The sequence below is a fragment of the Streptomonospora sediminis genome (genome assembly GCF_054778995.1).
Genome location: NZ_BAAGYZ010000043.1, coordinates 27313 through 51949, shown reverse-complemented (window position 1 = coordinate 51949; position 24637 = coordinate 27313). Strand labels below are relative to the sequence as shown.

21 protein-coding genes are annotated in these 24637 nt (G+C 71.1%); 14 read left to right on the top strand and 7 right to left on the bottom strand.

Features of this window, described 5'->3' with window-relative positions; genetic code table 11:
• Positions 1–107: 107 nt before the first annotated feature.
• Both ACYVD5_RS11060 and ACYVD5_RS11055 read right to left on the bottom strand, forming a co-directional pair.
• Positions 108–2369 carry a glycoside hydrolase family 9 protein gene (locus tag ACYVD5_RS11060; RefSeq protein WP_461000885.1) on the bottom strand — a complete coding sequence of 754 codons (2262 nt, stop codon included), beginning with the start codon at positions 2367–2369 and terminating at the stop codon, positions 108–110.
• A gap of 316 nt (positions 2370–2685) precedes the next feature.
• Positions 2686–3327, bottom strand: a complete 642-nt coding sequence (locus ACYVD5_RS11055) for a TetR/AcrR family transcriptional regulator (RefSeq protein WP_461000884.1) — start codon at positions 3325–3327, stop codon at positions 2686–2688.
• A gap of 169 nt (positions 3328–3496) precedes the next feature.
• Here ACYVD5_RS11055 and ACYVD5_RS11050 point away from each other — a divergent pair, with 169 nt between their 5' ends.
• The 4 genes from ACYVD5_RS11050 to ACYVD5_RS11035 all read left to right on the top strand — a co-directional run bounded on the left by ACYVD5_RS11050 (position 3497) and on the right by ACYVD5_RS11035 (position 7262).
• Positions 3497–4399 carry an ABC transporter permease gene (locus ACYVD5_RS11050; RefSeq protein ID WP_461000883.1) on the top strand — a complete coding sequence of 301 codons (903 nt, stop codon included), beginning with the start codon at positions 3497–3499 and terminating at the stop codon, positions 4397–4399.
• Positions 4392–5426, top strand: coding sequence for an ABC transporter ATP-binding protein (locus tag ACYVD5_RS11045; protein ID WP_461000882.1), 1035 nt, complete (start codon positions 4392–4394; stop codon positions 5424–5426). Before ACYVD5_RS11050 ends, ACYVD5_RS11045 begins: the two co-directional genes overlap by 8 nt.
• Positions 5427–5559: 133 nt before the next feature.
• Positions 5560–6492 (top strand): NADP-dependent oxidoreductase, encoded by a 933-nt coding sequence (locus tag ACYVD5_RS11040; RefSeq protein WP_461000881.1) that lies wholly within the window; start codon positions 5560–5562, stop codon positions 6490–6492.
• A gap of 134 nt (positions 6493–6626) precedes the next feature.
• Entirely contained in the window at positions 6627–7262 is a 636-nt protein-coding gene (locus ACYVD5_RS11035) for a TetR/AcrR family transcriptional regulator (RefSeq protein ID WP_461000880.1), read from the top strand.
• Positions 7263–7687: 425 nt separating this feature from the next.
• Here the strand turns inward: ACYVD5_RS11035 and ACYVD5_RS11030 are convergent, their stop codons facing one another.
• Positions 7688–8272: a helix-turn-helix domain-containing protein gene (locus ACYVD5_RS11030; RefSeq protein WP_461000879.1), complete on the bottom strand. Its 585-nt coding sequence runs from the start codon at positions 8270–8272 to the stop codon at positions 7688–7690.
• Positions 8273–8413: 141 nt separating this feature from the next.
• On the opposite strand from ACYVD5_RS11030, the gene ACYVD5_RS11025 reads away from it, so the two are divergent.
• Both ACYVD5_RS11025 and ACYVD5_RS11020 read left to right on the top strand, forming a co-directional pair.
• Positions 8414–9016, top strand: a complete 603-nt coding sequence (locus tag ACYVD5_RS11025) for a class I SAM-dependent methyltransferase (RefSeq protein ID WP_461000878.1) — start codon at positions 8414–8416, stop codon at positions 9014–9016.
• Positions 9017–9329: 313 nt separating this feature from the next.
• A complete protein-coding gene (locus ACYVD5_RS11020; RefSeq protein WP_461000887.1) occupies positions 9330–10367 on the top strand; it encodes a LacI family DNA-binding transcriptional regulator in 1038 nt (345 codons plus the stop codon).
• A gap of 59 nt (positions 10368–10426) precedes the next feature.
• On the opposite strand, the gene ACYVD5_RS11015 is transcribed toward ACYVD5_RS11020, so the two are convergent.
• On the bottom strand, positions 10427–12007 hold the full coding sequence (locus ACYVD5_RS11015) for a hypothetical protein (RefSeq protein WP_461000877.1): 1581 nt from the start codon (positions 12005–12007) through the stop codon (positions 10427–10429).
• A gap of 478 nt (positions 12008–12485) precedes the next feature.
• On the opposite strand from ACYVD5_RS11015, the gene ACYVD5_RS11010 reads away from it, so the two are divergent.
• The 3 genes from ACYVD5_RS11010 to ACYVD5_RS11000 all read left to right on the top strand — a co-directional run bounded on the left by ACYVD5_RS11010 (position 12486) and on the right by ACYVD5_RS11000 (position 16795).
• Complete coding sequence (locus ACYVD5_RS11010; protein WP_461000876.1) at positions 12486–13733, top strand: MFS transporter; 1248 nt, start codon at positions 12486–12488, stop codon at positions 13731–13733.
• A 360-nt stretch (positions 13734–14093) separates the two neighbouring features.
• The gene (locus ACYVD5_RS11005) at positions 14094–14555 is read left to right on the top strand and encodes a hypothetical protein (protein ID WP_461000875.1); all 462 of its coding nucleotides are present in this window, start codon (positions 14094–14096) and stop codon (positions 14553–14555) included.
• Positions 14552–16795, top strand: a complete 2244-nt coding sequence (locus tag ACYVD5_RS11000; protein WP_461000874.1) for an NACHT domain-containing protein — start codon at positions 14552–14554, stop codon at positions 16793–16795. Before ACYVD5_RS11005 ends, ACYVD5_RS11000 begins: the two co-directional genes overlap by 4 nt.
• Positions 16796–16921: 126 nt before the next feature.
• On the opposite strand, the gene ACYVD5_RS10995 is transcribed toward ACYVD5_RS11000, so the two are convergent.
• Positions 16922–17434, bottom strand: a complete 513-nt coding sequence (locus tag ACYVD5_RS10995; protein ID WP_461000873.1) for an ATP-binding protein — start codon at positions 17432–17434, stop codon at positions 16922–16924.
• 321 nt (positions 17435–17755) lie between these two features.
• Here ACYVD5_RS10995 and ACYVD5_RS10990 point away from each other — a divergent pair, with 321 nt between their 5' ends.
• From ACYVD5_RS10990 to ACYVD5_RS10980, 3 genes are read left to right on the top strand one after another with little or no spacing between them, the layout of a single operon-like run.
• Entirely contained in the window at positions 17756–18154 is a 399-nt protein-coding gene (locus ACYVD5_RS10990) for a helix-turn-helix domain-containing protein (protein WP_461000886.1), read from the top strand.
• Between the two features lie 19 nt (positions 18155–18173).
• Complete coding sequence (locus tag ACYVD5_RS10985) at positions 18174–18566, top strand: DUF5753 domain-containing protein (RefSeq protein ID WP_461000872.1); 393 nt, start codon at positions 18174–18176, stop codon at positions 18564–18566.
• Positions 18563–18967, top strand: a complete 405-nt coding sequence (locus ACYVD5_RS10980; protein ID WP_461000871.1) for a DUF397 domain-containing protein — start codon at positions 18563–18565, stop codon at positions 18965–18967. Before ACYVD5_RS10985 ends, ACYVD5_RS10980 begins: the two co-directional genes overlap by 4 nt.
• Positions 18968–19121: 154 nt before the next feature.
• Here the strand turns inward: ACYVD5_RS10980 and ACYVD5_RS10975 are convergent, their stop codons facing one another.
• Positions 19122–19772, bottom strand: a complete 651-nt coding sequence (locus ACYVD5_RS10975) for a TetR/AcrR family transcriptional regulator (protein ID WP_461000870.1) — start codon at positions 19770–19772, stop codon at positions 19122–19124.
• A gap of 92 nt (positions 19773–19864) precedes the next feature.
• Here ACYVD5_RS10975 and ACYVD5_RS10970 point away from each other — a divergent pair, with 92 nt between their 5' ends.
• Positions 19865–21094, top strand: coding sequence for an MFS transporter (locus ACYVD5_RS10970; protein WP_461000869.1), 1230 nt, complete (start codon positions 19865–19867; stop codon positions 21092–21094).
• A 204-nt stretch (positions 21095–21298) separates the two neighbouring features.
• On the opposite strand, the gene ACYVD5_RS10965 is transcribed toward ACYVD5_RS10970, so the two are convergent.
• Positions 21299–23062 (bottom strand): DEAD/DEAH box helicase, encoded by a 1764-nt coding sequence (locus ACYVD5_RS10965; RefSeq protein WP_461000868.1) that lies wholly within the window; start codon positions 23060–23062, stop codon positions 21299–21301.
• A 580-nt stretch (positions 23063–23642) separates the two neighbouring features.
• Here ACYVD5_RS10965 and ACYVD5_RS10960 point away from each other — a divergent pair.
• Positions 23643–24605, top strand: a complete 963-nt coding sequence (locus tag ACYVD5_RS10960) for an MBL fold metallo-hydrolase (RefSeq protein ID WP_461000867.1) — start codon at positions 23643–23645, stop codon at positions 24603–24605.
• Positions 24606–24637 lie beyond the last annotated feature (32 nt).

Here is a 24637-nt window from a genome sequence, read left to right as displayed (position 1 = left end):
GGCCCCGGCCGCCGCCGCGGGTCCGGGCGCCGCCGGCCGGCACACCGCAGGCGGACTCCCGCCCGGCCTCGGCGCGCCGGCCGTTTCATGCACAGCTGGTTGGCGGACTATTCGCCGGTCTGGTCGGCGATGAAGGAGGAGACGATCGCCAGCGGCGCGTTCCAGTTGATGGTGAGCTCGTTGGTGGAGTAGGACTCGATGTCGTCGATGTAGCAGAACTGGGGAGCGCAGCCCGCCAGCTTGTCCTGGGCGACCGGGTCCCACGTTGCGGATTGCGAATTGGGCCCGCCCGCGAGCGTGCCGTCCGGCGGGTTGGGCAGCGAGGGGTCGAGCTGGTTGGCGTACCAGCGGCTGTGCTGGTTCTGCGCCGCGTTCTCGCCGTAGCCGGTGACATAGGACTGCCCCAGGGCGTTGCGGCCCAGGATGTAGTCCATGCCTTCGAGCACGCCGTCGCGGTAGGCGCCATCGCCGGTCAGGTCGAAGGCCGCGGCCATGACCACCATGTTGTTCAGCACCTGGCTGTTGGAACCCCACACGAACGCGTTGCCCTCGGGTGTGTACGGCAGCCCGAAGGGGTGGCCGTTGAGGCTGTCGAGGTACTGGTCGGCGCCCGCGGTGACCGTTTCGGCGACACGGTCGCGGTCGTCCAGCTCGTTGGGCACCGCTGCCAGGTTCATCCGCGCCAGCGGCGCCACCGCGTTCCAGCCGGCGCCGTGCGAGGTGAACACGTCGGCGGTGTGCTGCCCGGAGTCCAGCACCGCGTCCTCGTAGCCCTGCTCGCCGGTGGTGATGAACAGTTCGGCCGCGGCCCAGTAGAACTCGTCGGCGACGTTGTCGTCGCTGTAGGCGCCGCCGCCCTCGCCGGTGGTGGGGGCGTAGATCTCCGGGTTGGCCTGCGCCGCGTCCCACGCGGTTTCGGCGGCCTCAAGGCACCGGGCGGCGAAGTCGGCGTCGTGGGGCTCGAACACGCGGGCGCATTGGGCGCCGGCCGCGGCGAGGTTGAGCGTGGCCGCGGTCGAGGGCGGTTGCAGGTAGCGCGGCTGCGGGTCGTCGGCCGGCAGCAGCGGCAGGCCGGTCCACGCCGCGTCGTGGACCTTGTGGTGCGCCATCCCGGCGAGTTGTTCGCCCGCGGGCACCTGCATGCTCATCAGGAACTCCATCTCCCAGCGCGCCTCGTCCAGCACGTCGGGGACCCCGTTGCCCTGCTCGGGGATGGCGAGCGTGCCGTCGCCGAGTGCGCCGGGCCGGGCGGTATCGGCGTAGGTGGTGCGTTCCCACACGCTCATCACCTGCGACGCCGAGATCCCGCCGTTGACGACGTACTTGCCGTGGTCGCCGGCGTCGTACCACCCGCCGGAGACGTCCAGTTCGTAGTCGCACCCGGAATCGGGAGCGCACGGCACACTTATGTCGCCCTGGTTGGGCTCGGCGCCGACGTGGCCGGCCGCGCGGCCGTAGCCCGGCATCAGGGAGTCGTCGATCTCGATGCCGCTGCGCTGGGGGTAGTACAGCGCGAGCGAGTCGGTGCGCAGGTCGCGGTAAGCGGCGCCGGAAATGTCGAAGGGGTGGCTGGTGTGCTCGCCGGCGGTGAGCGTGTAGCCGCTGCCTTCGGCGGTGTGGCCGCTGAAGTCGATGGAGTGCACGTTCAGCCCGGAACTCGGGTCGGTGCCCTGCGGGTCGGTCATCCCCTCGGCCACCGCTTGGCCGCCGGCGTTGTGCAGTGTCCAGGGCCGGGCGGCGGTGGCGTCGGTGACCAGTGTCGCGTTCTTGGGTCCGCCGGGCAGGTAACCGACCTGGTTGACCTTGACCGCGGGACCGGTGTCGGGCTCGTAGACAGGCGGTTCGGCGCCGTCCTGCAGCGACACGTCGTCCAGGCAGAACGTCCACGCCTCGGCGGCGCCGCCGATCTGGAAGACGAGCTGGGCGTCGTCCATCGTGGTGTCGGCGGTGAAGGTGTAGTTGAAGGTCTGCTCGTCGGCCGACAGCGCCGGGCGCTCGGACAGGAATGCGGTCCAGGGATCGGTGGGCTCCTGCACCAGGGCGCGCACCACGACGTCGGTGGTCGCCGTGGCGGTGAAGGTGAACTCGTAGGACTCGCCCGCGGTCAGCGCGATGCCGTCCTGGCCGACGATGGCGTCCCAGGCGTTGGCGGTGCCGCCTTCGGCCTCGGCGCACAGCCGCCCGTCGGCGACCTCGGAGGGGGTGTTCTCGGTGCTCCACCAGCCGGTCTTGCCGTTGTCGAAGCCGCCGTTGGTCAGCAGCTCGGCGGCGTGCGCGGCGGGTGTGGCGGCCAGCAGCGAAAGGGCGAGCGCGGAGGCGGCCGTGACCGCTCCGACCGCGGGTCTGCCGCGGGATGGGGATGGGCTCATGGGGTCCTCGCAGTGGGGGATTGAGCTGGGGGACTGAGCAGGTGGGGATTGGGGGAAGGGCCCGGTCGAGGGGCCCGGCGGTCCGGCCGTGGCGGACCGCCGGGAGTGGGGGCATGGGAGCGCTCCCACACGTAATCGAATAGTGACAGTGCGCGTGCGGGTGTGTCAATGGCCACATTGCCGCCGATGCCGGGTGGAGCGGCGCGGCGGTGCACCGGCCGCCCTGGTGCGCCTCCGGTGCGCCGGTCCGTCGGCACGCCGCGCCCGGACGGACCGCCGGTTCGGCGGTCCCGGGGGCGCGTCCGGAGCCGGCCAGTCAGTCCGCCGGCTGTGCCGCAGGACCGCTCGCGCCGATCAGGGCGGCGGTGGCGCCTTCGGCCAGACGGTCCAGATACGCGTCGGAAATGGGGCTGCGGGTAACGGCCACGCGCCAGTACAGCGGCCCGAACACCATGTCGAGCGCGAGTTCCACGTCGGTGTCGGCGGGGAGTTCGCCGCGTGTCACCGCGTTGCCGATCAGCACCGCGCTTACTTCCTGCTGGGTCTCGCGCAGCGCGGTCTCCAGAGTTTCGGCTATGTCGGGGTTGCGTGCTGCCTCGGCCAAAAGGTCGGGTACGATCTGCGACGCCAGAGGGTGGCGCAACGCCTGGGAGCCCGCGTCGAGCAGTTCGCGGATGTCGCCGCTCAGCGTTCCGGTGTCAGGCACCGGCATCACCCTCACTGCGGCCTTCGAGACGACCTCGACGACCATTTGCAGCTTCGAACTCCAGCGGCGGTAGATTGCTGTTTTGCCGACGCCCGCCCGTCTGGCCACGGCCTCGATGGACAAGCGCCCGTACCCGTGCTTCGCCAGTTCGGTGAAGACGGCCGCCTGGATCGCCAGCGTGACATCCTTCTGCAGAACAGCGGCTCCTGTGGGAGCGCGGCGCGGCTGCTGGGATCTCTCTGCATGGGACACACGGCCATCCTAACGTAGGGACGAAACGGTTGCGTTCTGTCCTAATTGGTTCTACGCTATCGAAGCGACGAAACGGTTGCGTTCTGACGCAAGACCGCAGGTGGATCACCCGGCCGGGAGTACGGCGCCATCCCTTAAGTTGCTGAGAGAACCCGAAGTGAGCAGACGCGTGGCACTAAACGGAGTCACCCAAGATCGGCCGGATCCCGGCGCCGCGGCGCTGGCCTCGAAGTACGGCCTGTCTGTTAGCGGCGCCCGGCCCGGCCTGGCCGAGTATCTACGCCGACTTTGGCGGCACCGGTACTTCATCAGCGAGTTCGCCAGAGCGCGGTCGAGCGCCAAGTACACGCGCGCCCGCCTCGGGGCGTTCTGGTTCGTCCTCACCCCCCTGCTGAATGCCGCTGTCTACTACGTGATTTTCGGTCTCCTTCTCGGCACGAGCCGGGGTGTGGCAGATTTCATTTCGTTCCTGGTTACCGGTGTCTTCGTCTTTACCTTCACTCGCAACACGGTGACGAGTGGTGTGAAGTCGATTTCGGGTGAGCGCGGGCTGATCCGGGCGCTGCACTTCCCCCGCGCGGTGCTGCCCATCACCCAGGTGGCCATCCAGCTCCGGCAGATCATCATCTCCATGGTGGTGCTGATGGTGATCGTGATCGTGCGCGGGAACTACCCCGATTGGGGCTGGCTGCTGATCGTGCCTGTCCTGGTGCTGCAGTTGATGTTCAACACCGGTCTGGCGCTGTGGGCGGCCCGACTGGGTAGCAAATCCACCGACGCTGCGCAGTGGCTACCGTTCGTGCTGCGCGCCTGGATGTACGGCTCCGGTGTGCTCTACTTGGTGGAGCAGCGTGCTGCGGACGCGCCCGCATGGGCGCTGGCCGTGCTCGACATGCAGCCGGCCGCCGTCTACATCGACCTGATGCGATTCGCGCTGATGAGTCCCGAGAACTTCGGCACTGAATACCTGCCCGAACACGTCTGGCTGATCGCCCTGGGCTGGGCACTGCTGGCCCTGGTCGGCGGGTTCCTCTACTTCTACAGGGCTGAGGAGGAGTACGGCCGTGACTGACGTCTCCGAGCACGGACAGACAGAGCAGGCAGCGGTGGCGCAGGACCAGCCGCCCACGGTCATCGTCGACAACCTGCACGTCGTCTACCGGCTGCGCGGTTCAGTCGGCAACGGTGGTGGCGGCGGCCGCGGACGCGGTGGCGGCGGTGGCGGCGGCCGCGGACGCGGCGGTGGCGGCGGCGGAGGAGGCCGCGGCGGGGGGAAGGCCGCGCTGCGCGCCGAGGCCAGGGCCGCCCTGCAGGAATCCGCGGACGGCGGAGGAGCCGCGGGCAGCGGGGCCTCGGGCGGCGGGGCCGGCGGTGCTGGTCCTGCCGCCGGCGGCGGAGCCGCAAAGGGCGGGCGCGCCTCCCGGGCGATCAAGCGCCTTACCGGCCGGTCGTCAGGCAAGGGGGGTGGGCGCCAAGTGCACGCCATCAAGGGCGTGAGCTTCACCGCCTACCGGGGCGAGGCCATCGGGGTGATCGGTTCCAACGGCTCTGGGAAGTCCACCATTCTGCGCGCGATCGCCGGATTGATGCCGGCCGAGGCCGGACGCGTCTACACCGAGGGCCAGCCCTCGCTGCTGGGCGTCAACGCCGCGCTGATGAACGACCTCAGCGGCGAGCGCAACGTGATCCTGGGCTGCCTGGCGATGGGCATGCCCCCCAGCGAGGCGTACGCCAAGCGCGAGGAGATCATCAAGTTCTCCGGTATCAACGAGAAGGGCGACTTCAGCTCCCTGCCGATGCGCGCCTACTCCTCGGGCATGGCCGCCCGGCTGCGCTTCGCCATCGCCTCGGCCAAGAACCACGACGTGCTGATGGTCGACGAGGCGCTGGCCACCGGCGACCGCAAATTCCGCAGGCGCTCCGAGGCGCGCATCCGCGAACTGCGCGAGCAAGCGGGCACCGTCTTCCTCGTCAGCCACAGCAACAAGTCGATCAAGGACACCTGCGACCGGGTGCTGTGGCTGGAGAGCGGCAGCCTGGTGATGGACGGGGCCACCGAAGAGGTGCTCGACGCCTACGAAGAGTTCATGAACAGCTGAGCCGCACGCGCGCACAGCATTCCGGCCGGGGCCGGGGACCCGCGGGTTCCCGGCCCCCGCTATGTCCGCCATGCTTGCCATGCCCGCCGTGTGCGGCGGATCGGCGGCGCTGCCGCGGGTAGTGTCCGGCGGTATGCGTGTTATTGGAGTAACGGAACCCGGGGGCCCCGAAGCACTGCGGGAGCTCGACATCGACGAGCGCCATGCCGGACCCGGCGAGGTGCGGATCCGGGTGCGCGCGGCTGCGGTCAACCCCACCGACACCGTTGTCCGCAGCGGCGCGCGGGGCGGCTCGCTGCCGTACGTCCCGGGGATGGACATCGCCGGTGACATCGACGGCATCGGCCCCGGCACCGCTACCGGGCTCACCGTCGGCGACGCCGTGATGGCCATCGTGGTGCCCGGCGGCTCGCACGGCGGTTACAGCGAGTACGTGGTGGTGCCCGTGGAATCGGTCGTCCCGATCCCGGCCGGCGCCGACTACGCCGCGGCCTGCACCCTGCCCATGAACGGGCTCACCGCCCGCATGGCGCTGGATGCGATGGAGCTGCCGGCCGGCAGTACCTTCGCGGTGACCGGCGCGGCCGGGGCTTTCGGCGGGTATGCCATCCAATTGGCCAAGGCCGACGGGCTGCGGGTGATCGCCGACGCCGCCGCCAAGGACGAGGAGTTGGTGCGCGAGCTGGGCGCCGACACGGTGGTGCCGCGCGGCGGCGACGCCGCCGACCGCATCCGCGAGGTCGAGCCCGGCGGTGTCGACGCGCTGGCCGACGGGGCGGTGCTGGACGAGCTGGTCGGCCCCGCGGTGCGCGACGGCGGCCAGGTGGCCACGGTCCGCGGCTTCCAGGGCGACGACACGGCCCGCGGGCGCGGCATCGTGTTCCACCCGGTCCTGGTCGTGGGCTACGCCCGCGAGCAGGCCAAACTGGACGGACTGCGCAAGCAGGCCGAGTCCGGCGTGCTCAGCATGCGGGTCGCGCGGACCTTCCCCGCCGACCAGGCCGCCGAAGCCCACCGCCTCCTGGAGGCCGGCGGTGTGCGCGGACGGCTGGTCCTGGAGTTCTGACCTCCCTGGGGTTTTGGCCGGGCCGCAACGCGCGGGCGGGCGCCCGCCCGCGCGTTGGCGCCGGTGCACCGGCCGCGGGCGCGGCCGCCCGGCGGCGTGCACCGCCACCCGCGCCCATGTGGGATTGTGGGCATATGCCACGCCCTTCGCCGACCAGCGAGGCGCCGCGCCGCGGACGGCCGGGATACGACCAGGAGACGGTCCTGCGGTGCGCCATCGACCTCTTCAACCGCCGCGGCTACGACGGCACGAGCGTGGGCGACCTCGCCCGTGAGCTGGGGCTGACCAAGTCGGCCATCTACCACCACTTTCCGAGCAAGTCCTGCCTGCTGCAGGCCGCGCTCAACGAGGCGCTGGACGGGCTCACCGAGGTCATCGACACCGCGCGGAGCGCGGACGGCAGCACCGGCAGCAGCGCCAGCGCCTATGACCGCCTGGAGTCGGCGGTGCGCCAGGCGGTCGGCGTGCTGGCCGAGCACCTTCCGGCGGTGACCCTGCTGCTGCGCGTGCACGGCAACAGCGACGTCGAACTCGACGCGCTGCGCCGCCGCCGCGAGATCGACGCCAAGCTGGCCGGCCTCGTCCGCGCAGCGGCCGACGAGGGTTCGCTGCGCGCCGACATCCCCCCGGATCTGACGAGCAAGCTGCTGTTCGGCATGGTCAACTCGCTGGTCGAGTGGTATCGCCCGCAAGGCCGCTACGACGCCGGCGCCATCGCCGACGCCGTGACCCGGCTCGCCTTCGAGGGCCTGGCTCCGCGGGAGCGGTAGGCGGCAAACGGGGCGGCCCGCTCGGTTCTCCGATGGGCTGCACACCCTTCCCGGCTCTGGGTACCATCGCGTGGTGTAGCGAGCTGCAATTTATTATGCACGTGCATTCGCCCGTGCATTCCAAGCTGTTCGGCTCCGGCTAAGGCGCGGCGACGTCCGGCCGCGCACGGTCCGGCCGCCGGTCCGCCGTACTCGAAAGGAATGCAACGATGACCGAACCACAGGAACCTCGGGTCCAAACCGCGTTTTCGGGCCGGCCGGCGCCGCTCCTGCTGCTGACAGGCTGCGTTGTTGCCGCGGTCGCCGCCGTCGCGCTGGGCGCGGTACTGCGCCGCACCGGCTCGGCCTCCGCATGCCCCGGCCGGCACCGCAAGGGCCGGCGGGGCCGGCGGCCGCGGCCCGGCGCACGCCGGGCCCCGGGAACCTCAGGACGGCTGGTAGCGGGCTCTGACATGGAACCGTTCGCCTTGGGGGCCGAGGATGCTTAGGAACTCCACCGGGTGCGGGTCGGCGTTGCCGAACCAGTGCGGGAGATGGGTGTCGAATTCGGCGACCTCCCCCGCGCTGAGGACGAGGTCGCGGTCGCCGAGCACGATGCGCAGCCGCCCGCTGAGCACGTAGAGCCAGTGGTAGCCCTCGTGCGAGCGGGGATCGGGTTGGAGGTTGTTCGGGCCGGCCGGGAGGATCTGCTTGAACGCCTGCAGCCCGCCGGGGTTGCGGGTCAGCGGGATGACGGTCATGCCGTTGTGTGCGAACGGCCGCGGATGCACCCGCGGGTCGCCGCCGGCCGGGGCGCCGACGATTTCGTCGAGCGGCACTTGGTAGGCCTTTGCCAGCGGTAGCAGCAGGTCGAGCGCCGGCTTGCGGTGGCCGGACTCCAGGCGGGAAAGGGTGCTGACCGGAATGCCGGTGGTCTGCGACACGGACGCCAGGGTGGCGCCGTTGCGGCGGCGCAGTTCGCGCAGCCGCGGACCGATCGCGCTGAGCACGTGGTCGAACTCATCGCTCATGTCCCGACTATGCCCCGGTTTTTGCGGTTTGCGCAAAGAACTTTGTCGATCGGCGGTGGCCGGGGGCAGGTTGGTGGCACAACCGGACCCGGTGCAACCGGGATCCGCAGCAGCCACCACCGAGGTAAGGACGAACCGGCAATGGACACACGGTTCTGGGACGAGAAGTACGCCAACCGCGACCGGGTCTTCAGCGGCTCCCCCAACGGGGTGCTCGTGGCCGAAGCCGCCGGCCTGGAGCCGGGGCGCGCACTGGACGCGGGATGCGGTGAAGGCGCCGACGCGCACTGGCTGGCGAGGAACGGGTGGCGGGTCACCGCGGCCGACATCTCCCGGGTCGCCCTCCAGCGCGCCGCAGCCGCGGGCGCCGATGTCGCCGACCGCGTCGAGTGGGTACGCGCCGACCTGACCGCCGAGCCGCCGGCGGCCGCGGCGTTCGACCTGGTGACCGTCCAGTACATCCCGCTTGCGCGCGAACCCGGCCACACCGCGCTGCGCGGCCTGCTGGCCGCGGTCGCCCCCGGCGGCACTCTGCTCTTCGTCAGCCACGACCCCGCCGACCTGCCGCCGCGCCTGGAGAACGGCCGCGATCCGCGCGACTACTACCAGCCGGCCGATGTCGCCGCGGTACTGGACGGCGACTGGAGCGTCCTGGTCAACGAGACCCGGCGGCGAACCGGTGCCGCACCGGCCGGCACCCGCCACACCAGCGACACCGTGCTGCGCGCGCAGCGCGTGCGGTAGCCGGCAAGCGGTGCCGGGCAGTGCCCGACTGCTCATCCGCGCCGGCTGGCCGTGCGCTCCGCACGGCCCGGAGCAGCCCTGCCGGGGCCGCCCGCCGCTCCGCGGACCCGGGTGACTTTAACGTGCTAAGCTTTGGGCTTCCACCCCTAATCACGGTTATCTTCGTCACGGCGCGCGGCCCTCGTCGCCCGCAGCCGGCCAGGGAAGAGGCAGGGTGCCGGACTCGAAACGCGCGGCCAGGGCCGCTGAGCCCCCGAAGCGCACGAAGCCGAACGATCCCGGCGAGCGCCGGGATCCCAAGCGGCGCCCCACCATGGGCGACGTCGCCGCGCGCGTGGGCGTGTCCAGGCAGCTCGTGTCGCTGGTCATGCGCGACCAGGCCGGACCCAGCGACGACACCCGCCGCCGGGTGCGCGCGGCCGCCGACGAGCTCGGCTACCGGCCGCACACCGCGGCGCAACTGCTGCGCCGCGCCCGCAGCCGCCAGATCGGGGTCCTGTTCAACATGGACCAGCCGCACAACGTCGAACTGGTCGAGGGCATCTACGCCTGCGCGCAGGACCTCGGCTACAGCATCGCGCTCAGCGCCAACGTGCCCAGCCGCGACGAGCGCCAGGCCATCGAGGAACTGCTCGGCCTGCGCAGCGAGGCCCTCATCCTCACCGGCCCCTCGACCGGAGGTCCTTCCGGCCTGGGCGGCATGGCCGAACAGGTACCGGTGGTCGAGATGAGCCGCAGCGCCAAAGTTGCCGGTGCCGACCTGGTGCGCACGGCCGAGGCCCCCGGCATGGCCAAGGCGATCGGCTACCTCGCCGAGCTGGGGCACCGCGATATCGCCCATGTCGACGGCGGCGACGCGCTTGAGGCCGAGGAACGCAGCCGCGGCTACCGCGACGCCATGCGCCGCCACGGGCTCGCCGACCGCGCCCGCGTGCTGTCCGGCGCCTTCACCGAGGAGTCCGGCGCCCGCGCCGCCCGCGAGCTGCTCGCCGAGGAGGCGCTGCCCACCGCGGTCGTCACGGCCAATGACCGCTGCGCCCGCGGCCTGCTGGACGTTTTCGTGCGCGCGGGCGTGCGCGTGCCGCAGGACGTCTCGGTGATCGGCTACGACGACAGCCGCCTGGCCCACCTGTCGTTTCTGGATCTGACCTCGGTGCGCCAGGACTCCGCCCAGCTCGCCGAGTTGGCCGTGCAGGCGGTGACCGAGCGCCTGGACGGGGGGCGCACCCGCGCCAAGGAGTTCGTCATCACCCCGACCCTGACGGTGCGTGGTACCACCGGGCCGGTACGGGAAGCGGCCCGGTGCACCACCGATGATCATGCAGAAATGCCCGGAATGCCCGGATTTTAGGGCTGGGACGGGGCATTTCCGCATGATCGCACCGACCACCGCAGGCCGGCGCGCGGCGGTCAGTCCATGAGGCGGTCGAAGATCCCGCGGACATCGGCGTCCGAATAGTCGGAGTCGTACTCGCTCGGCGGTCCGAGGTCGAGGTACGTGGAGGTCTCGTATTCCAGTACCGAGGGACACGGGTCGCCGATCTCCTCGCTGTAGTTGTTCACCGGCTCGCCGGTGCGCAGCGAGTACGCCTTCACGCTGAACTTGCTCGCGTAGAAGTCGACCTTTGCGTTGCCCTGATGGGTCACGAGCGGCTGGCTCGCCCCCGGGTCGTAATAGCAGGTCTGCTGGTGTCTGCCCCGCTCGGGGCCTTCGACGCAGGTCACCAGGACCGTTTCGCCGACACCGCCGGCCTGCCAGGAGTCGGGGAAGCCGTACTCTCCGGCGTCTATCCCGAACGTCTGCATCGCGTGCGGGCCGTCGCCCTTGTAGGCGGGGGCGCCGGGGTAGGCGGCCGGGTGCTCGCAGTACTGCTCGTCGGAGAGCAGGGCCGCGGCGGCGTCCGCCGCAAATTCGTGCTCGGGATAGGCCTTGAGGTACTCCTGGTAGGCCGCGCCCGCCTCATCCGGGTCGGTCGCGCCGATGGACTCGGCGCAGTCGAACATCCGTCCCGGGAGCCGCTCGGCCTCCGGCGCTATCGGTTCGGCCAACTCCGGCTTCTTCCAGTCCTGGCCGAGCAGCCAGTCGTCGATCGCCTTGGCCTTGCACGGCGGGGTATCGGAGAGGTCGGCGAGGAACGACTCCGCGACCGCGCGCACGCGCCCGCTCTGGCCGGGGGTGTCCTGGAGTGTGCTGGACAGCTGCGTGAAGGCGTCCTCGGTCGCGTCCAGCGCCGGATCGTCGTCGCCGAGGAACTCTGCGCCGTTGTTCTGCAGCGCCACGTCGAGCAGGAACTCGGCGCGCTCGGGGCCGGCGCCGTCCCAGCGGGCACCGGGGCGTTCCAGGTACGCGCCGAGCTTCTCGGCCGCTGTTTCGGCGTCTTCTGCGGCGAGGGCGGTCAGCAGCCGCTCGCAGGCCTTGCGCTCGTCTTCGCCGCGCTCGGCGGCCGAGCCGTAGGCGGCTCCGTGGGTCGGCCCGACCCACCGCAGCGAGTCCACCGCGCGATCGCACTCGCCGGCGGCGTGCGCATCCTCGGCGTAGCGCACGATCGTCCAGGTGTCGAAGCGCAACCAGCCGAACGCCACCAGGAGCAGGCAGGCCGCCAGCAGGACGCGGGTGCGCCACAGCGGACTCCACCGGCTGCGCGGCGCCGGGCGCTCACCGGGCGCAGGCGCGGGGGGCACCGCCCGCCAGGTGTGCAGGACCAGGGCCGCCCACCAGACCACCAGCAGAAACCGCCACACCAAAAGGTGGGGGTAGACGGCGGCGAGCGCCAGCAGGCCGGCCGAGACGGCCAGCGATAGGGCCGCAAGGCGCGGGCGGCGCAGCAGCAGGTAGCCGATACCGAGCAGGGTGGCGTTGCCCAGCACCGCGGAGATCCGGTCGGGTGCCGGCCGCGGCGCAGGCCCTGGCTCAGCAGCGGGTGCGGGCGTTGCGGGTCCGTCCTGCGGCGGGAACGGGGGATTTTCGGATGGGGGATCGTCGGGGGTCAACGTGGCACTCCTTGGCCGTGTTGAGGGGTCGACCGTCAACGTCAGTTAACCAGGTCGGGCCGCCATGTGCCGCATTTTGCGCGAATCCTCCGACTCCCGTTGCGGGGATATCGGGCGGTGCCATACTCCGGCATCCCCGTAGCCGAAGGGCACAGGAGCAGGAAGCACGTCTCACCCTCCCGTGACCGACATCATCGCCGATACCGGCATTCTGCAGGCCAATCCTGTTGGCACGTGCTAGGTCGGCGTGGTTCTCTGGAACGGCGTGCTCGGGAGGCTCCGCCGGACGCGGGGCCGCAGCAGCGAGCGGAACCACCCACCGCCCCGGCCGACCCGGCACCACCGCTTCCGCGCGCACCCGACGCACCCCGCACGGCACCGCACCCGGCCCCGGCCTGCACGCCTGCCCTGCATACCGCGCAGCCGGCGGCGCACCGGATACGCACACATCCATTGCAAGCGAAAGGCTTAGCCACCCATGCGCCTCGCCCTGCTCGCCATGGCCCTCGGAGCCTTCGGTTTCGGAACCACCGAGTTCGTCATCATGGGCCTGCTTCCGGAGGTCTCCGCAGACCTCAACGTGTCGGTGTCCTCGGCCGGCAACCTCATCGCCGGCTATGCGATCGGCGTCGTGATCGGCGCGCCCCTGCTCACGATCGTCAGCACCCGCCTGCCGCGCCGCAGCGCCCTGCTGCTGTTCATGGGGATCTTCGCCGCCGGCAACCTGCTCGCGGCCCTCGCCCCGGAGTTCGGGGCCGTCCTCGGTTTCCGGGTGCTCACCGGGCTGCCGCACGGCGCCTACTTCGGCGCCGCGGCCGTCGCGGCGGCGCAGCTGGCCGAACCGGGGCGCCGGGCCCGCAACGTGGCCCGCGTGTTCCTCGGCCTGACCATCGCCAACGTCGTCGGCGTGCCCGCCGGAACCTGGCTCGGCCAGGAGCTGGGCTGGCGCGCAACGTTCGCCGTGGTCGCCGCCATCGGCATCGTCGCCATGGCCGGGATCGCGTTCTTCGTGCCCAAGCTCCCCAAACCGAAGGGGGTGCTCCTGCGGCACGAACTGTCCGGGCTGGCCAACCGGCAGGTCGTGCTCGGCCTGCTGACCATCGTGCTCGGCTGCTCGGGCGTGTTCGCGGTCTACACCTACATCGCACCGACGATGAAGGAGTTGGCCGGCTTCTCCGAAGCGGGCGTGACCGGCGTGCTCGCCCTGTTCGGCATCGGTATGACGGCGGGTTCGCTCATCGGCGGCCGCATGGCCGACCGCGCCCTGCGCCCGTCGGTCTACGGTTCGCTCGCCTCGCTGGCCGCGGTGCTGCTGCTGTTCTCCTTCGCGGTGCACAACCCCTGGACCGCGGCGATCGGGGTGGTGGCCCTCGGGGTGTCCTGCTTCGCGACCTGCACCGTCATCCAGGTGTTCCTGATGGCCAAGGCCGAACACGCGCCCACCCTGACCTCGGCCTCCAATCACGCGGCGTTCAACCTCGCCAACGCCATCGGGGCATGGCTCGGCGGCGCGGTCATCGGCATGGGCTTCGGCTACACCGCACCGGCGCTGGCCGGCGCCGCCATGGCCGTCGTAGGCGTGGCCCTGGCCCTGGCCGCCGGCTATCTCGACCGCACCGGCCTGCCCCGTACCGTCCCTGCAGCCCCGGGCGCCGCGGCGGACACCCCGGCAGCAGCGGCAACCCGCGCCGGCGAGGAAACCCCCGTAGGTTCCGCCCACCACTGAGCCCACTGCCCTGCCCTACCGCCTAGCACGAGCCATCCCGGACCTGGCGGGGGCCGGTTCCGGTATGGCCGCGCAACGGAAAGCAGCGGCAACGGCGGCGGGCGCCGGTGCGTCCGGCTGCGGCGCCGGGTTCCGCCCCGCCGGCTCGGATGCGGACCGGGGCCCAGGGGCGGTCAACCGGTATCCGGTGAGCACATGGTGCGGAATCATCGGATGAATGGTCACCATTCAACGCTTTTTCGTGCCGCCTCGGCTCATCCAAGGGTTCGTGAAAGGCGCCGATGACGGCTGTTCCGGGACCCCGTTTCCCGCTACGGTTATGGGCTCGACCTATTCGTCACCACCCCCGGAGGAATAGTCGTGTCCGATCCGATGAACCCGGTCGAAGTCGAGTTGGCCAAAGCGATCGTGCAAGCCGTCGTCGGTGGATTCGTGGCTCTCTTGCACAAGGTTCCGGACCTGTTCCGCCGCAGTGGTGGTGAAACCGAGGAAGAAGAGGCCCGCGCCCAACTCGACCGCTCCGCTGCGGCGCTGGCCGCCGCAGCCGACGATGACCGCGACCGCGAGGAGGTCCGGCAGGAAGGCGCCTGGGAGGCGCTGCTGCACCGGCTCGGCACCGATGGCGACTCGCGGGTCGCGATGGCGGAACTGCTGGACGAGCTGCGGGACGGCCTGTCCGCGTCCTCCGACCACGGCGGCGACGGGGCCCAGACCGTGTCCGGTGGAAACACCGGCACCACGCAGCAGGTACAGGCCGGTCGCGACGCCTTTACCGCCGCACGTGACCAGAACTTCGGCCCCCGGCCGGATCGGCGGCGGTGAACACACCGATTCGCCCGGGCGGGCCCCAGCAACACATCAGCGCCGGCGGGGACGCCTACACCGCCGGCCGCGATCAGCACATCCAATTGACCGTCGCCCCTTCGGTGCGGGTGGTTTCGGTTCTGTTGGCCGTTCTCCTGGTCGTCGGGCTCGCGCTGGTTTATGCCACGGTAAGCCTGGCGGATGGATCCGCAACGGTGATAACGCTGGTGGGCATTCTCGCCGTTCTGGCGTTCGTCGCGGCGATCGTCATTGTGACCGTGGAAGTGTGGGCCCGGCGCCGGCCACGCCGGCGGCTCGGTGACGCGGACCTGGCTGGGCTGAAGGCGGACCTTGCCCGCCAGGCGCGGCGCGAATGGGGCCGCGAATGGCATACGCGGATGCGGTTTCCTCCGTTGACCGTGGAATGCACCGTCCCGTCCGATTCCGTGCCCGCGATGGCGGCAGCGGGCCTGCCGCCGATCGGCAAGGCCGCCGATGTGGTCGCCGGCTTCGCAGAGCTGCCGCCCGCGGCGCAGCGGCTGGTGGTGATCGGCGCGGGCGGAGCAGGCAAAACGGTGCTGGCCTTGCAGTTGGCGCTGGAGATGACCGATTCGGACACCGACTGGGGCGGCGCCGCCCGGGTTCCGGTCTACGTGCCGGCAGCGCTATGGGATCCGACGTCCCAGGAGCTCCGAAGCTGGCTGATCGAACGGATCACGCACGACTACACCGGCTTCGACACCGTCATCGTCGACGATGCCGACAACGAGGCCAAGTCGATCGCTGGGATGCTGTTCGACCGCGGCGCGCTGCTGCCCGTCCTCGACGGCTTGGACGAGATGGGGCCGCAGCCCCAAGCGGCGGACGCGCTCATCCAGGTCGGCGGGCCGTTCGTGCTGACGAGCCGTGCACACGAGTTCGACAACGTCGCCGACTGGCTCCGGGAACGCCAACTCGCCTTCACCGAGACCCTGGTCGTCCGGATGCAGCCGCTGGCGGCCGACGATGCGGTGGCCGACTACATCAGCGCGGGAGCGCCGCCGCGCTACGCCGATGGCTGGGACCTGGTCAAGGAGCGGTTGCGGAACGCACCCGGCGGACCTCTGGCCAGTGCGCTTACCACGCCGCTGATGGTGGCACTGGCGCGGTCCGTCTACGGAACATCCGGCCGGAGCCCCGAGCCGCTGCTGCACAGGGCCGACGTCGAGTCGTATCTGCTGGACGCCTTCTTCGAATCCGTGTATGGCGACCACCCGCGCTCTGCCGACCGCGAACAGCGGGAACGGCGCCGGCCCTGCCACCGGGGGACCAGGCCGCTCAGCTGGTTGGGGTTCCTCGCGTCCCGGATGGAGCGGAGCGGCCACACCACCCTGGCGTGGTGGGAGCTGCGGAGCTTCGCGGCTCCCGTCGTGCTCGAAGTCGCCTGGGGAGCCGTCGCGGGGACCGCTGCGGCCCTGCTGGTCGCCGTGCTCCAGTGGCGCGGCCTGGGCCTGGTGGTCGGCCCGTGGCTCGGGTTGCTGTTCGGCGCCGCGTTCGACGTCGCCTACGCGGGCATCCGCCGGGCGCGGTCCCCGGAGCGGTCGGTCGGCGGCTTCCGCACCCGGCTCGACCTGCCGACGATCGGGCGGTGGCTGGGCAACGGCTCACTCGTCGCCGCCACCGCCTGCGCCACCGGAGCCGGTCTGCTGGCCCTGGCCGGTGCGTCCGGCCGGTGGGCCGTCCCCGGGGTTCCGGCGGTGCATCCGGCCGCCGCTGTGCTCGGGCTGCTGCTCGCCGTCGTGGTCGCGGCCACCGCCGGGATGGTGATCGGCCTGGTGGCCGGGGTCATGCTGAGCCGGCCGACGGTGGAAAAGCGGGTCGCCCCCGTGCGCGCGGCCACACCGGCGAGCACACTGCGGCGGGACCGGGCCGCGAGCCTGGCTGTACTGGGCATGTTCGGCGTGGCCCTGGGATTCTCGGCGGGTGCCGGCGCGACAGTGGCATTCGGCGGAGACTTCGCTCTGGGCGCGTGGGCCGCGGGAACCGCGCTGCTGCCCGGCGGAATCGCGGCGGCGATGATGTTCACCGCGTGGACCCCCTACATTCCGGTCCGCTTCTGGCTCGCCGCCGGGGGAAAGGTGCCATTGCGGCCGGCCCGGTTCCTCGCCGACGCGCACCGGTGGGAAGTGCTGCGGCAGTTCGGCGCGCACTACCGGTTCCGGCACGCGGCGCTGCAACGCCATCTTCGGAACCGCTACGAGGCCGGCAGGCGCTTTTAATGCAGGCCCTGTGCAGAGGTACCGGTGGCGGCCGGGACGGGCGGCGCGCCGACCCCGCAGAAATGCCCAAATATAAAGGCTGAGACTGGCATTTCTGCATGATCATCGCTGCAAGGCCGCACAGGGTCACATGCGCGCGTCGCCGCCGTCGGTTCGGCGGGGGGAGGCGAACGGGTTGCCGGCCTCGTAGGAGGCACCGAAGCGGCGGTGTGCGAGCGGGCGGGGGAGTGGGGCGGGCGGTTGCGGCCAGTACAGCCGGAAGTATGTGCCCCACCCCAAACAGCTGGCTCCCCAAGCGGAGGCGAACGCGGCGACCAGGGTCAGGCCGCGTCCCGTCTCGTCGTCGGGACCGACCGTGCGCTGCTCGGGTATCCGCCCGTCGATCGGCCCGTCGTCCTCCACGTCGACTCGCAGCGCGCCGGCGGCCAGACTCAACCGGACGTTGTAGCTGCCGCCGTAGCCGCTGCGGGTGTAGCGCAGCGAGTTGGTGGCCAACTCGGAGAGCAGGAGCACGGCGGTGGCGCGGGTGTCGTCGGGGATGGCGGGCCGGTGGTCGGAGCGCAGCAGCCCGTCCAGCCAGTTGCGTGCGTCGGCGACGTTTTCGGGCTTGCCGGGGAAGCACTTGCTGTACATGTCCATGGTCAGTGCACCTCCGGGATTGACCGCAGCGCGAGCATGCGCAACACATAGGGGCGGATTCGGGCGGAACGCCTTCGGTGGATTATCTTGGGCATCAAGTCCTCACCTGGGTCTCTGGCAGGTTGTGGGCCGAGGCCCTGTCCGGTGCGGCTACACCGGGTGGGGCCGTTTTATTGAAATCCTTTCGAGCCCACTGATCCGTGCGCTCACTGTGTACACCTTTGCAACACCACAGCACCGGCGCCATGCCTTCCACGGAAGTCCACTGAAAAGTCAATAACGGTGGCGCAGGGCGTTCGGGGTGTGCTCAGATGTGTGACCATGGTGCACAGTATTAAGGGGCGTTGGGCCAAGATCGGGCGCCAGGTACAAGGGTGTAGGGAACGAGCAGGTCTTTCGCAACGAGATTTGGCGAGACGGGTTGCACTGTCGCCCACCATGCTCAGTGCCATGGAGCGGGGTGCGCGGGGGATAAAACGGGAGCATCTGGAACGGATTAACAAGGAACTCGGCACCAACAGTATTCTCGTGGATGCCTGGGACCATTCATCCGACTCGGGAGTGCCCGAGTGGTACCAAGACGGCGCGGAACGTGAACGGGCGGCTTCCGAGATTCGGGAGTACCATCCGTTGCTGGTTCCGGGATTGCTCCAGACTGAGGATTACGCGCGCACGCTGCTGCGCGTAGGCCTGCCGTGCTGCACCCCCAGCGGAGATTGACGACCTGGTGCGCGGGCGGATGGATCGGCAGACGATCCTGACGGCGGAGCGGCCTCCTCGGCTGATAGCGGTCCTGGACGAGGGAGCGCTCCGGCGCCCGCTTGGCGGCCGTGAGATCATGAGGCGACAAATCGTCCGACTCGCGGAGGTCTCCGAAGAGCAGAATGTTTCCATCCAAGTGGTCCCATACGACACGGAGTATCACCCCGGGCTGTCGAACGCGTTCACTCTGTATGAGATCCCTGATCGAGGAAGCATCCTGTACGTCGAAACGCGGTGTTCGGGATCGGCGACCGAAGATCCGGAGAATGTAGCCGACCATATGCGTCTGTTTGGGGACCTACTGGGAGTCGCCTTGCCTCCGATAGCATCCCGAAAGCTGATCGAACAGATTCGAAAAGATTTTTCATGACCGACTCCGCCTTTACCTGGCGAAAGTCCAGCTACAGCAACGACACCGGTGGAAACTGCGTCGAGGTGGGCATGAACTGGTACAAGTCCAGCTACAGCGGAGCAACCAACGAGTGCGTCGAGGTCGGGAAGAACTGGCAGAAGTCCAGCCATAGCAACTCCGTTGGGGGTAACTGTGTTGAGGTGGCTGGGACCTGGCAGAAGTCCAGCTATAGCAACGCCTCAGGGGGTGAGTGCGTCGAGGTGGGGACTAACTGGCGCAAACCCACCTACAGCAACTCCAAGGGCGGCGACTGTGTTGAGGTCGCGGACACGGAGCACGGGGCCGCTGTCCGCGACACAGCACCGCGACCGCGGTCACCTTGCCTTCCCCACCCCCGAGTGGGCTGCCTTCCTCCGTGAAGTCAAGGCCGGGCTGCTCTAAGCTCCCCAGCGCTCCTGCGCAACCACCCGTAAACCACTCAAGTTCCCTCACGTTCCCGGGCGCTGAGCCGGGCGGCCGCTTTGCCGCCGCCCGGCGGGGTGCCTCGCACGCGCCGCCGGGCCTTTCCCTCCCTCAGGGCCGGTGCCCGCCTCCGGCTCCGCCGTTCCCGCCGGCTTCACCTGCGCCGCCGTGTCCGCCGGTCTTGCCGACCCCGCCATCGGCGACGGCCGCCATGAGTTCGTGTACGCGGTCGGTGGCCCACTCCGGTGTCAGGGTGGCCGGGGCGAACAGGATGCGGTACACCATGGGCGCGATCACGTGGTCGAGTACCGAATCGGGCGCCGGGGCCGGCTCGCCGCGTTCGGCGGCGCGGTGCAGGATGACGTCGATACGATCGGTGCAGTACGCGCGGAACCTGCCCGCGTTGCCCTCGCCGCCGCTGTCGCTCGCGAGGACGTCGCGCAGGTATTCGCGCCCCGGTGCCGACGAGGTCTCGTCCAGGTACTGCTGCGCGAAGGCGTCGAGGTCGCCCGCCAGGCTGCCGGTGTCGTCGGGCGGGGCGTCGGGCCGCAGGCGCTCGACGGCGACGTCGGCGAGGAGCTCCTGCAGGTCGCCCCAGCGCCGGTAGACGGTCGAAGGTGTCACACCGGCGCGCTGGGCGATGAGCGGCACGCTCAGTTCGGCGCGGGAGCGCTCGGCCAGCAGTTCTTGGACGGCGGTGTGCACCGAACGCTGAACGCGGGCGCTGCGCCCGCCGGTACGGCTGCCCTGTGTCGGAGTCACCCCTCTAGGTTAACGCACATTCTTTGCGTTAGTGGTGGCATGCGTGTAATGTCTTTTAATGCAAAATCTTTGCGTTAAATCTCTGGGGAGTCATGTCCACTACCGAGTTGCGCCCTGAGCAGGACCGTCAGGGCAACCGCTCCCGCCGGCGCCGCGGCCCTGCCTGGGCCGCGGCGCTGCACGCCTCGATCCTCGTCACCTTCCTTGCGGCCTCCAGCGCGCCCACCCCGCTCTACGCCCGCTACCAGGACACCTGGGGCTTCGCCCAGAGCGGCGCGACCGTGGCGTTCGGGGTCTACGCGCTGGCGCTGCTCGCCGCACTGCTGCTGTTCGGCCGGATCTCCGACCACGTCGGCCGCCGCCCGGCCGTCCTCGGCGCCATCGTGCTCGAAACCGCCGCCATGGCCGTGTTCCTTGCCGCGGACGGCCTCCCCGCACTGATCGCCGCGCGCACCGTGCAGGGGGTGGCGACCGGAATCGTCATGGGGTCGGCGAGCGCGGGCCTGCTCGACGCCGCTCCCCGCCGCGGGCCCCTGGTCAACGCGGTCGCCCCGATGGTGGGCATGGGCGCCGGTGCGCTGGGTTCGGGCGCACTCGTGCAGTACGCGCCCGCGCCGATGCACCTGGTCTATGCCGTAGTGCTGGTGCTGTTCGTGCTGCAGGCGGTCGCGCTCACCGCCGTCTCCGAGACCACCGGACGCGAGCCCGGCGCCCTGGCGTCGCTCCGCCCGCGGTTCAGTGTGCCCCCGCAGGCGCGCCGCGCCCTGCTCGTCGCCGCGCCCGTCGACATCGCCCTGTGGGCGCTGGGCGGCTTCTACATGTCCCTGGGCCCGGCCGTGACCACGTCGGTGACCGGATCCGCGTCCCCCGTGGCCGGCGGGGCAGCGGCCTCCGTGCTGACCATTGCCGGAGCGGTGGCGGTCCTGCTGCTGCGCAGCGCGCCGGCGCTGCGGGTGCTGCTCATCGGCGCGCCCGCCCTGGGCACCGGGGTCGCCATCACCCTGGCCGGGGTGCACACCGGCCTGACCGGGGTCTTCTTCGCCGGCACCGCCGTGGCCGGTATCGGTTTCGGCGCCGGGTTCCAGGGCGCACTGCGCACCGTGGTTCCGCTGGCGGCCCCCCACGAGCGGGCGGGGCTGATGTCGGCGTTCTACATCCTCAGCTATATGTCCCTGTGCGTGCCCGCGATCACCGCCGGAATCGCCACCGACACCTTCGGCCTGACCGCGGTGACCGACGTCTACGCCGCCGCGGTGATTGCGCTCGCGGTACTCGCGGTCGCGGGCACCCTCGCGATCGCCCGCAGCGCGACCAAGAACTGACCGGCCGCGCCGGGCGGCCCGCTCAAAAATGTCGTACCCGGCTGCCACAGTGTGCACTGTGCCCGGGCGGGAGCGGTGACCGGGCAGCGCGGAAACGGGCGGTTTGCCGGCGGAGGACGGCCGCCGGCAGGCCGTCCCGCACCGGCCCGCCGCCCGCCCGTCCACCCGTTCGCCGCCGGCCGGGTGCAGCGCCCCTGCCGGGTGCTACCGCCCGCCGTCCGCGCCGTCCTTTTCCTTCTCCTTGGCGTCGCGGCGCACGACCGCCTTGCGGCCCTTGATGGTGGTGTTCTTCAGCGCCGCGATAACGTCCTCGGCCGCGTCGGAAGGCACCTCAACCAGCGAGAACCGCTCGGTGATCTCGATGTGGCCGATGTCGCGCCCGCGCAGCTCCGACTCGCCGGTGATCGCGCCCACCAGGTCCTGCGGGCGCACCTTCGCGCCGCGGCCCGCGCCGATGAACAGGCGCGCCATCCCGCCGGCCGGTGCGCGGCCGCCGGGCTGCTCGCGGCGCTCGCCGCCGCCGGTCGAGCCCCGCTGCTCGCGCCGGCCGCCGCCCTCGCGGCGGGCACCGCGGGTCTTGTCCTTCTGCTCCGGCTTGAGGCTGACCTCGGGGATCTCCTCCTGGTCCTCCACCGGGTTCTGGGCCTCATGGGCGATCTTGACCGACGCCAGCGCCACCTCCATCACGTCGAACTCGTCGGCGAGCGTCTCGACCACGACCCGGAAGTGCTCGCGGTCGTCCTCGGCGTCGTCGTCGAGCAGGGTCTCGCGCAGCGACGCCGTGGTCAGCTCCAGCCGCCGCGCCCGGATGTCGGCGATGGTGGGGATCTTCTGCACCGTGATCGTGTAGTCGGTGGCCCGCCGGATGGTCTTGAGCATGCGGTGCTCGCGCGGCTCCACCAGGGTGATGGCGACCCCCTCGCGGCCGGCGCGGCCGACCCGGCCCACGCGGTGCACGTAGGAGTCCGGTGCCGAGGGGACGTTGAAGTTGATCACGTGGGTCAGGTGCTCGACGTCGAGACCGCGCGCGGCCACGTCGGTGGCGACGACCAGGTCGGTGGCGCCGCTGCGCAGGCGCCCCATGGTGCGGTCGCGCTGCTCCTGGCTCATGCCGCCGTGCAGCGCCTCGGCGCGGTGGCCGCGCCCGTTGAGGACCTCGGAGAGCTGGTCGACCTCCTCGCGGGTGCGGCAGAAGACGATGCTGGCCGTGGGCGCCTCAACGTCCAGCAGCCGACCGATCGCGGCGGGCTTGTGCGCGCGCGGCACCACATAGGCGGTCTGGCGCACCAGCGGGGCCTCGCCGACGTCGCGGGTTTCGCGGGCGATCTGGATACGCACCGGGTCGTTCAGGCTGCCGCCGGCCATCTTTTCGATGCGCGGCGGCATGGTCGCCGAGAACATCACGGTCTGGCAGCCCTTCGGGATCTCCTCCAGGATCGTGTCGATGTCCTCGGCGAAGCCCATGTCGAACATTTCGTCGGCCTCGTCCAGCACCGCCATCTGCAGCTCGTCGAGCTTGAGCGTGCCCCGGCCCAAGTGGTCGAGCGCCCGCCCGGGCGTGGCAACGATGATGTCGACGCCGCGCTCCAGCCCCCGCACCTGCCGGCCGATGGGCTGGCCGCCGTAGACCGGCAGCAGCCGCACACCCTGGTCGCGGCCGTAGCGGTGCACGGCCTCCGACACCTGCATGGCCAGTTCGCGCGTTGGCACCAGCACCATCGCCATCGGCTTCACCGCCGAGCGGTCCCGCTCCATGCGCTCCAGGATCGGCAGCGCGAACGCGGCGGTCTTGCCGGTGCCGGTCGCCGCCTGGCCGAGCAGGTCGCGGCCCTGGACCAGCGGCGGGATCGCCTCGCGCTGGATGGGGGTGGGTTCCTCGTAGCCCAGCCGGACCAACGCGTCGAGGAGCTCCTCCCGCAGCGGCAGGTCGGCAAAGCCGGGCGCGGTTTCGGTGGCGTCGGTGGCCATGGGTGGAACTCCTCGTGCGTACGGGACGGGTCCAGCGGGTAACGGGCTTCGGAGCGGGGTTCGGCGTCGGCGGGCGGGCGAGTGGGCGCGGCCTCGGCGACGGGTGCGGCGTCCGCCTCGGCTCCGGCAGCGGGGCGCCCCCCGCCTGGAATGTTCCCATCTTTGGGCGGGTCCGCGTACCAGGGGGCGCACCCCGCAGCGGCGGAGCGGCCCCACCGGTTCCGCTGCCCGCAGCCGCCCCCGCCAACGCGTCCGCGTCCGCGGGCCGCTGCGGGCCGACCGCGTGTGTCCGCGGCGCGGAGCGCCGAAGCGCCGCCCGCGGGCCGCGGGGCCGCCGTATAAAACCTGCTAATGACGCTCCCACGGTTTCTATGCTTTACGAGCGCTGTGCGTGGCATCACTCTAATGAGGGCGGTGATCCAGGGCACACCTTGCGGTCGCCGTCCGCTGCGGGCCGCCCGGCGACTCCGAGCGGCGGTACCAGCGGCCCGCCCCGCCACAGACCGCAAACGCGACCGGCCCGGCGAACCCAACAGGCGAACCGGCCGGCCGCACCGCACAGCCCCAAAAGGAGCCCGCCGTGGCAGCCAAACCCTTCGCGTCCTCCGCCGACACCGGCGAGAAGGAGCAGACCCTGGAGATCCTCGCCGATGGAGTCTACGCCCTGACCGCCGAAGGCGACCCCAACATCGGCGCGATCGAGGGCGAGGACTTCGTTGTCTGCTTCGAGGCGCTGGCCACCCCCACCGCCGCCCGCGAATGGCTGGCACGGCTGCGCGAACACACCGACAAGCCCGTGCGCTACCTGGTGCTGTCGCACTACCACGCGGTGCGGGTACTGGGCGCCAGCGCATTCGGCGCCGAGGTCGTCATCGCCCACGAGAACACCCGCGCACTCATCGCCGAACGAGGCGAGGCCGACTGGGCCAGCGAGTTCGGCCGCATGCCGCGCCTGGCCAAGGACCCCGGCTCGGTACCCGGCCTGACCTGGCCCACCCAGACCTTCTCCGACCGCACCACCATCGAACTCGGCGGCGACCGCGGGCAACTGGTGCTGCAGTACCTGGGCCGCGGCCACACCGAAGGCGACATCGTGGCTTGGCTGCCCCGGCACCGCATCCTGTTCGCGGGCGACCTGGTCGAGGCCGAAGCCGCGCTCTACACCGGCGACGCCTTCCACCGCGAGTGGGCGGGCGCCACCCTCGAACGGGTGGCCGCGTTCGGCGCCGAGGCGCTCATCGGCGGGCGCGGCCCGGTCACCCGCGGCCGCCCGGCCGTTGACGCCGCGGTCGCCCAGACCCGCGACTTCCTGCGGACCCTGATCGCCGAGGTCGGCGCGGTGCACGAGCGCGGCGGCACCCTCAAGGAGGGCTTCGGCGCCGCCCACACCGCCCTGGTCGGACGCTACGGGCACTGGCCCATTTTCGAGCACTGCCTGCCCTTTGACGTGGCGCGGCTGTGGGACGAGCTGTCCGGCATCGAGCGGCCGATCATCTGGACCGCCGAACGCGACCGCGAGGTCTGGGACCGGCTGCAGGGCTGAGGCGGCCCGCACCGGCGGCCGCACCGGTCCGC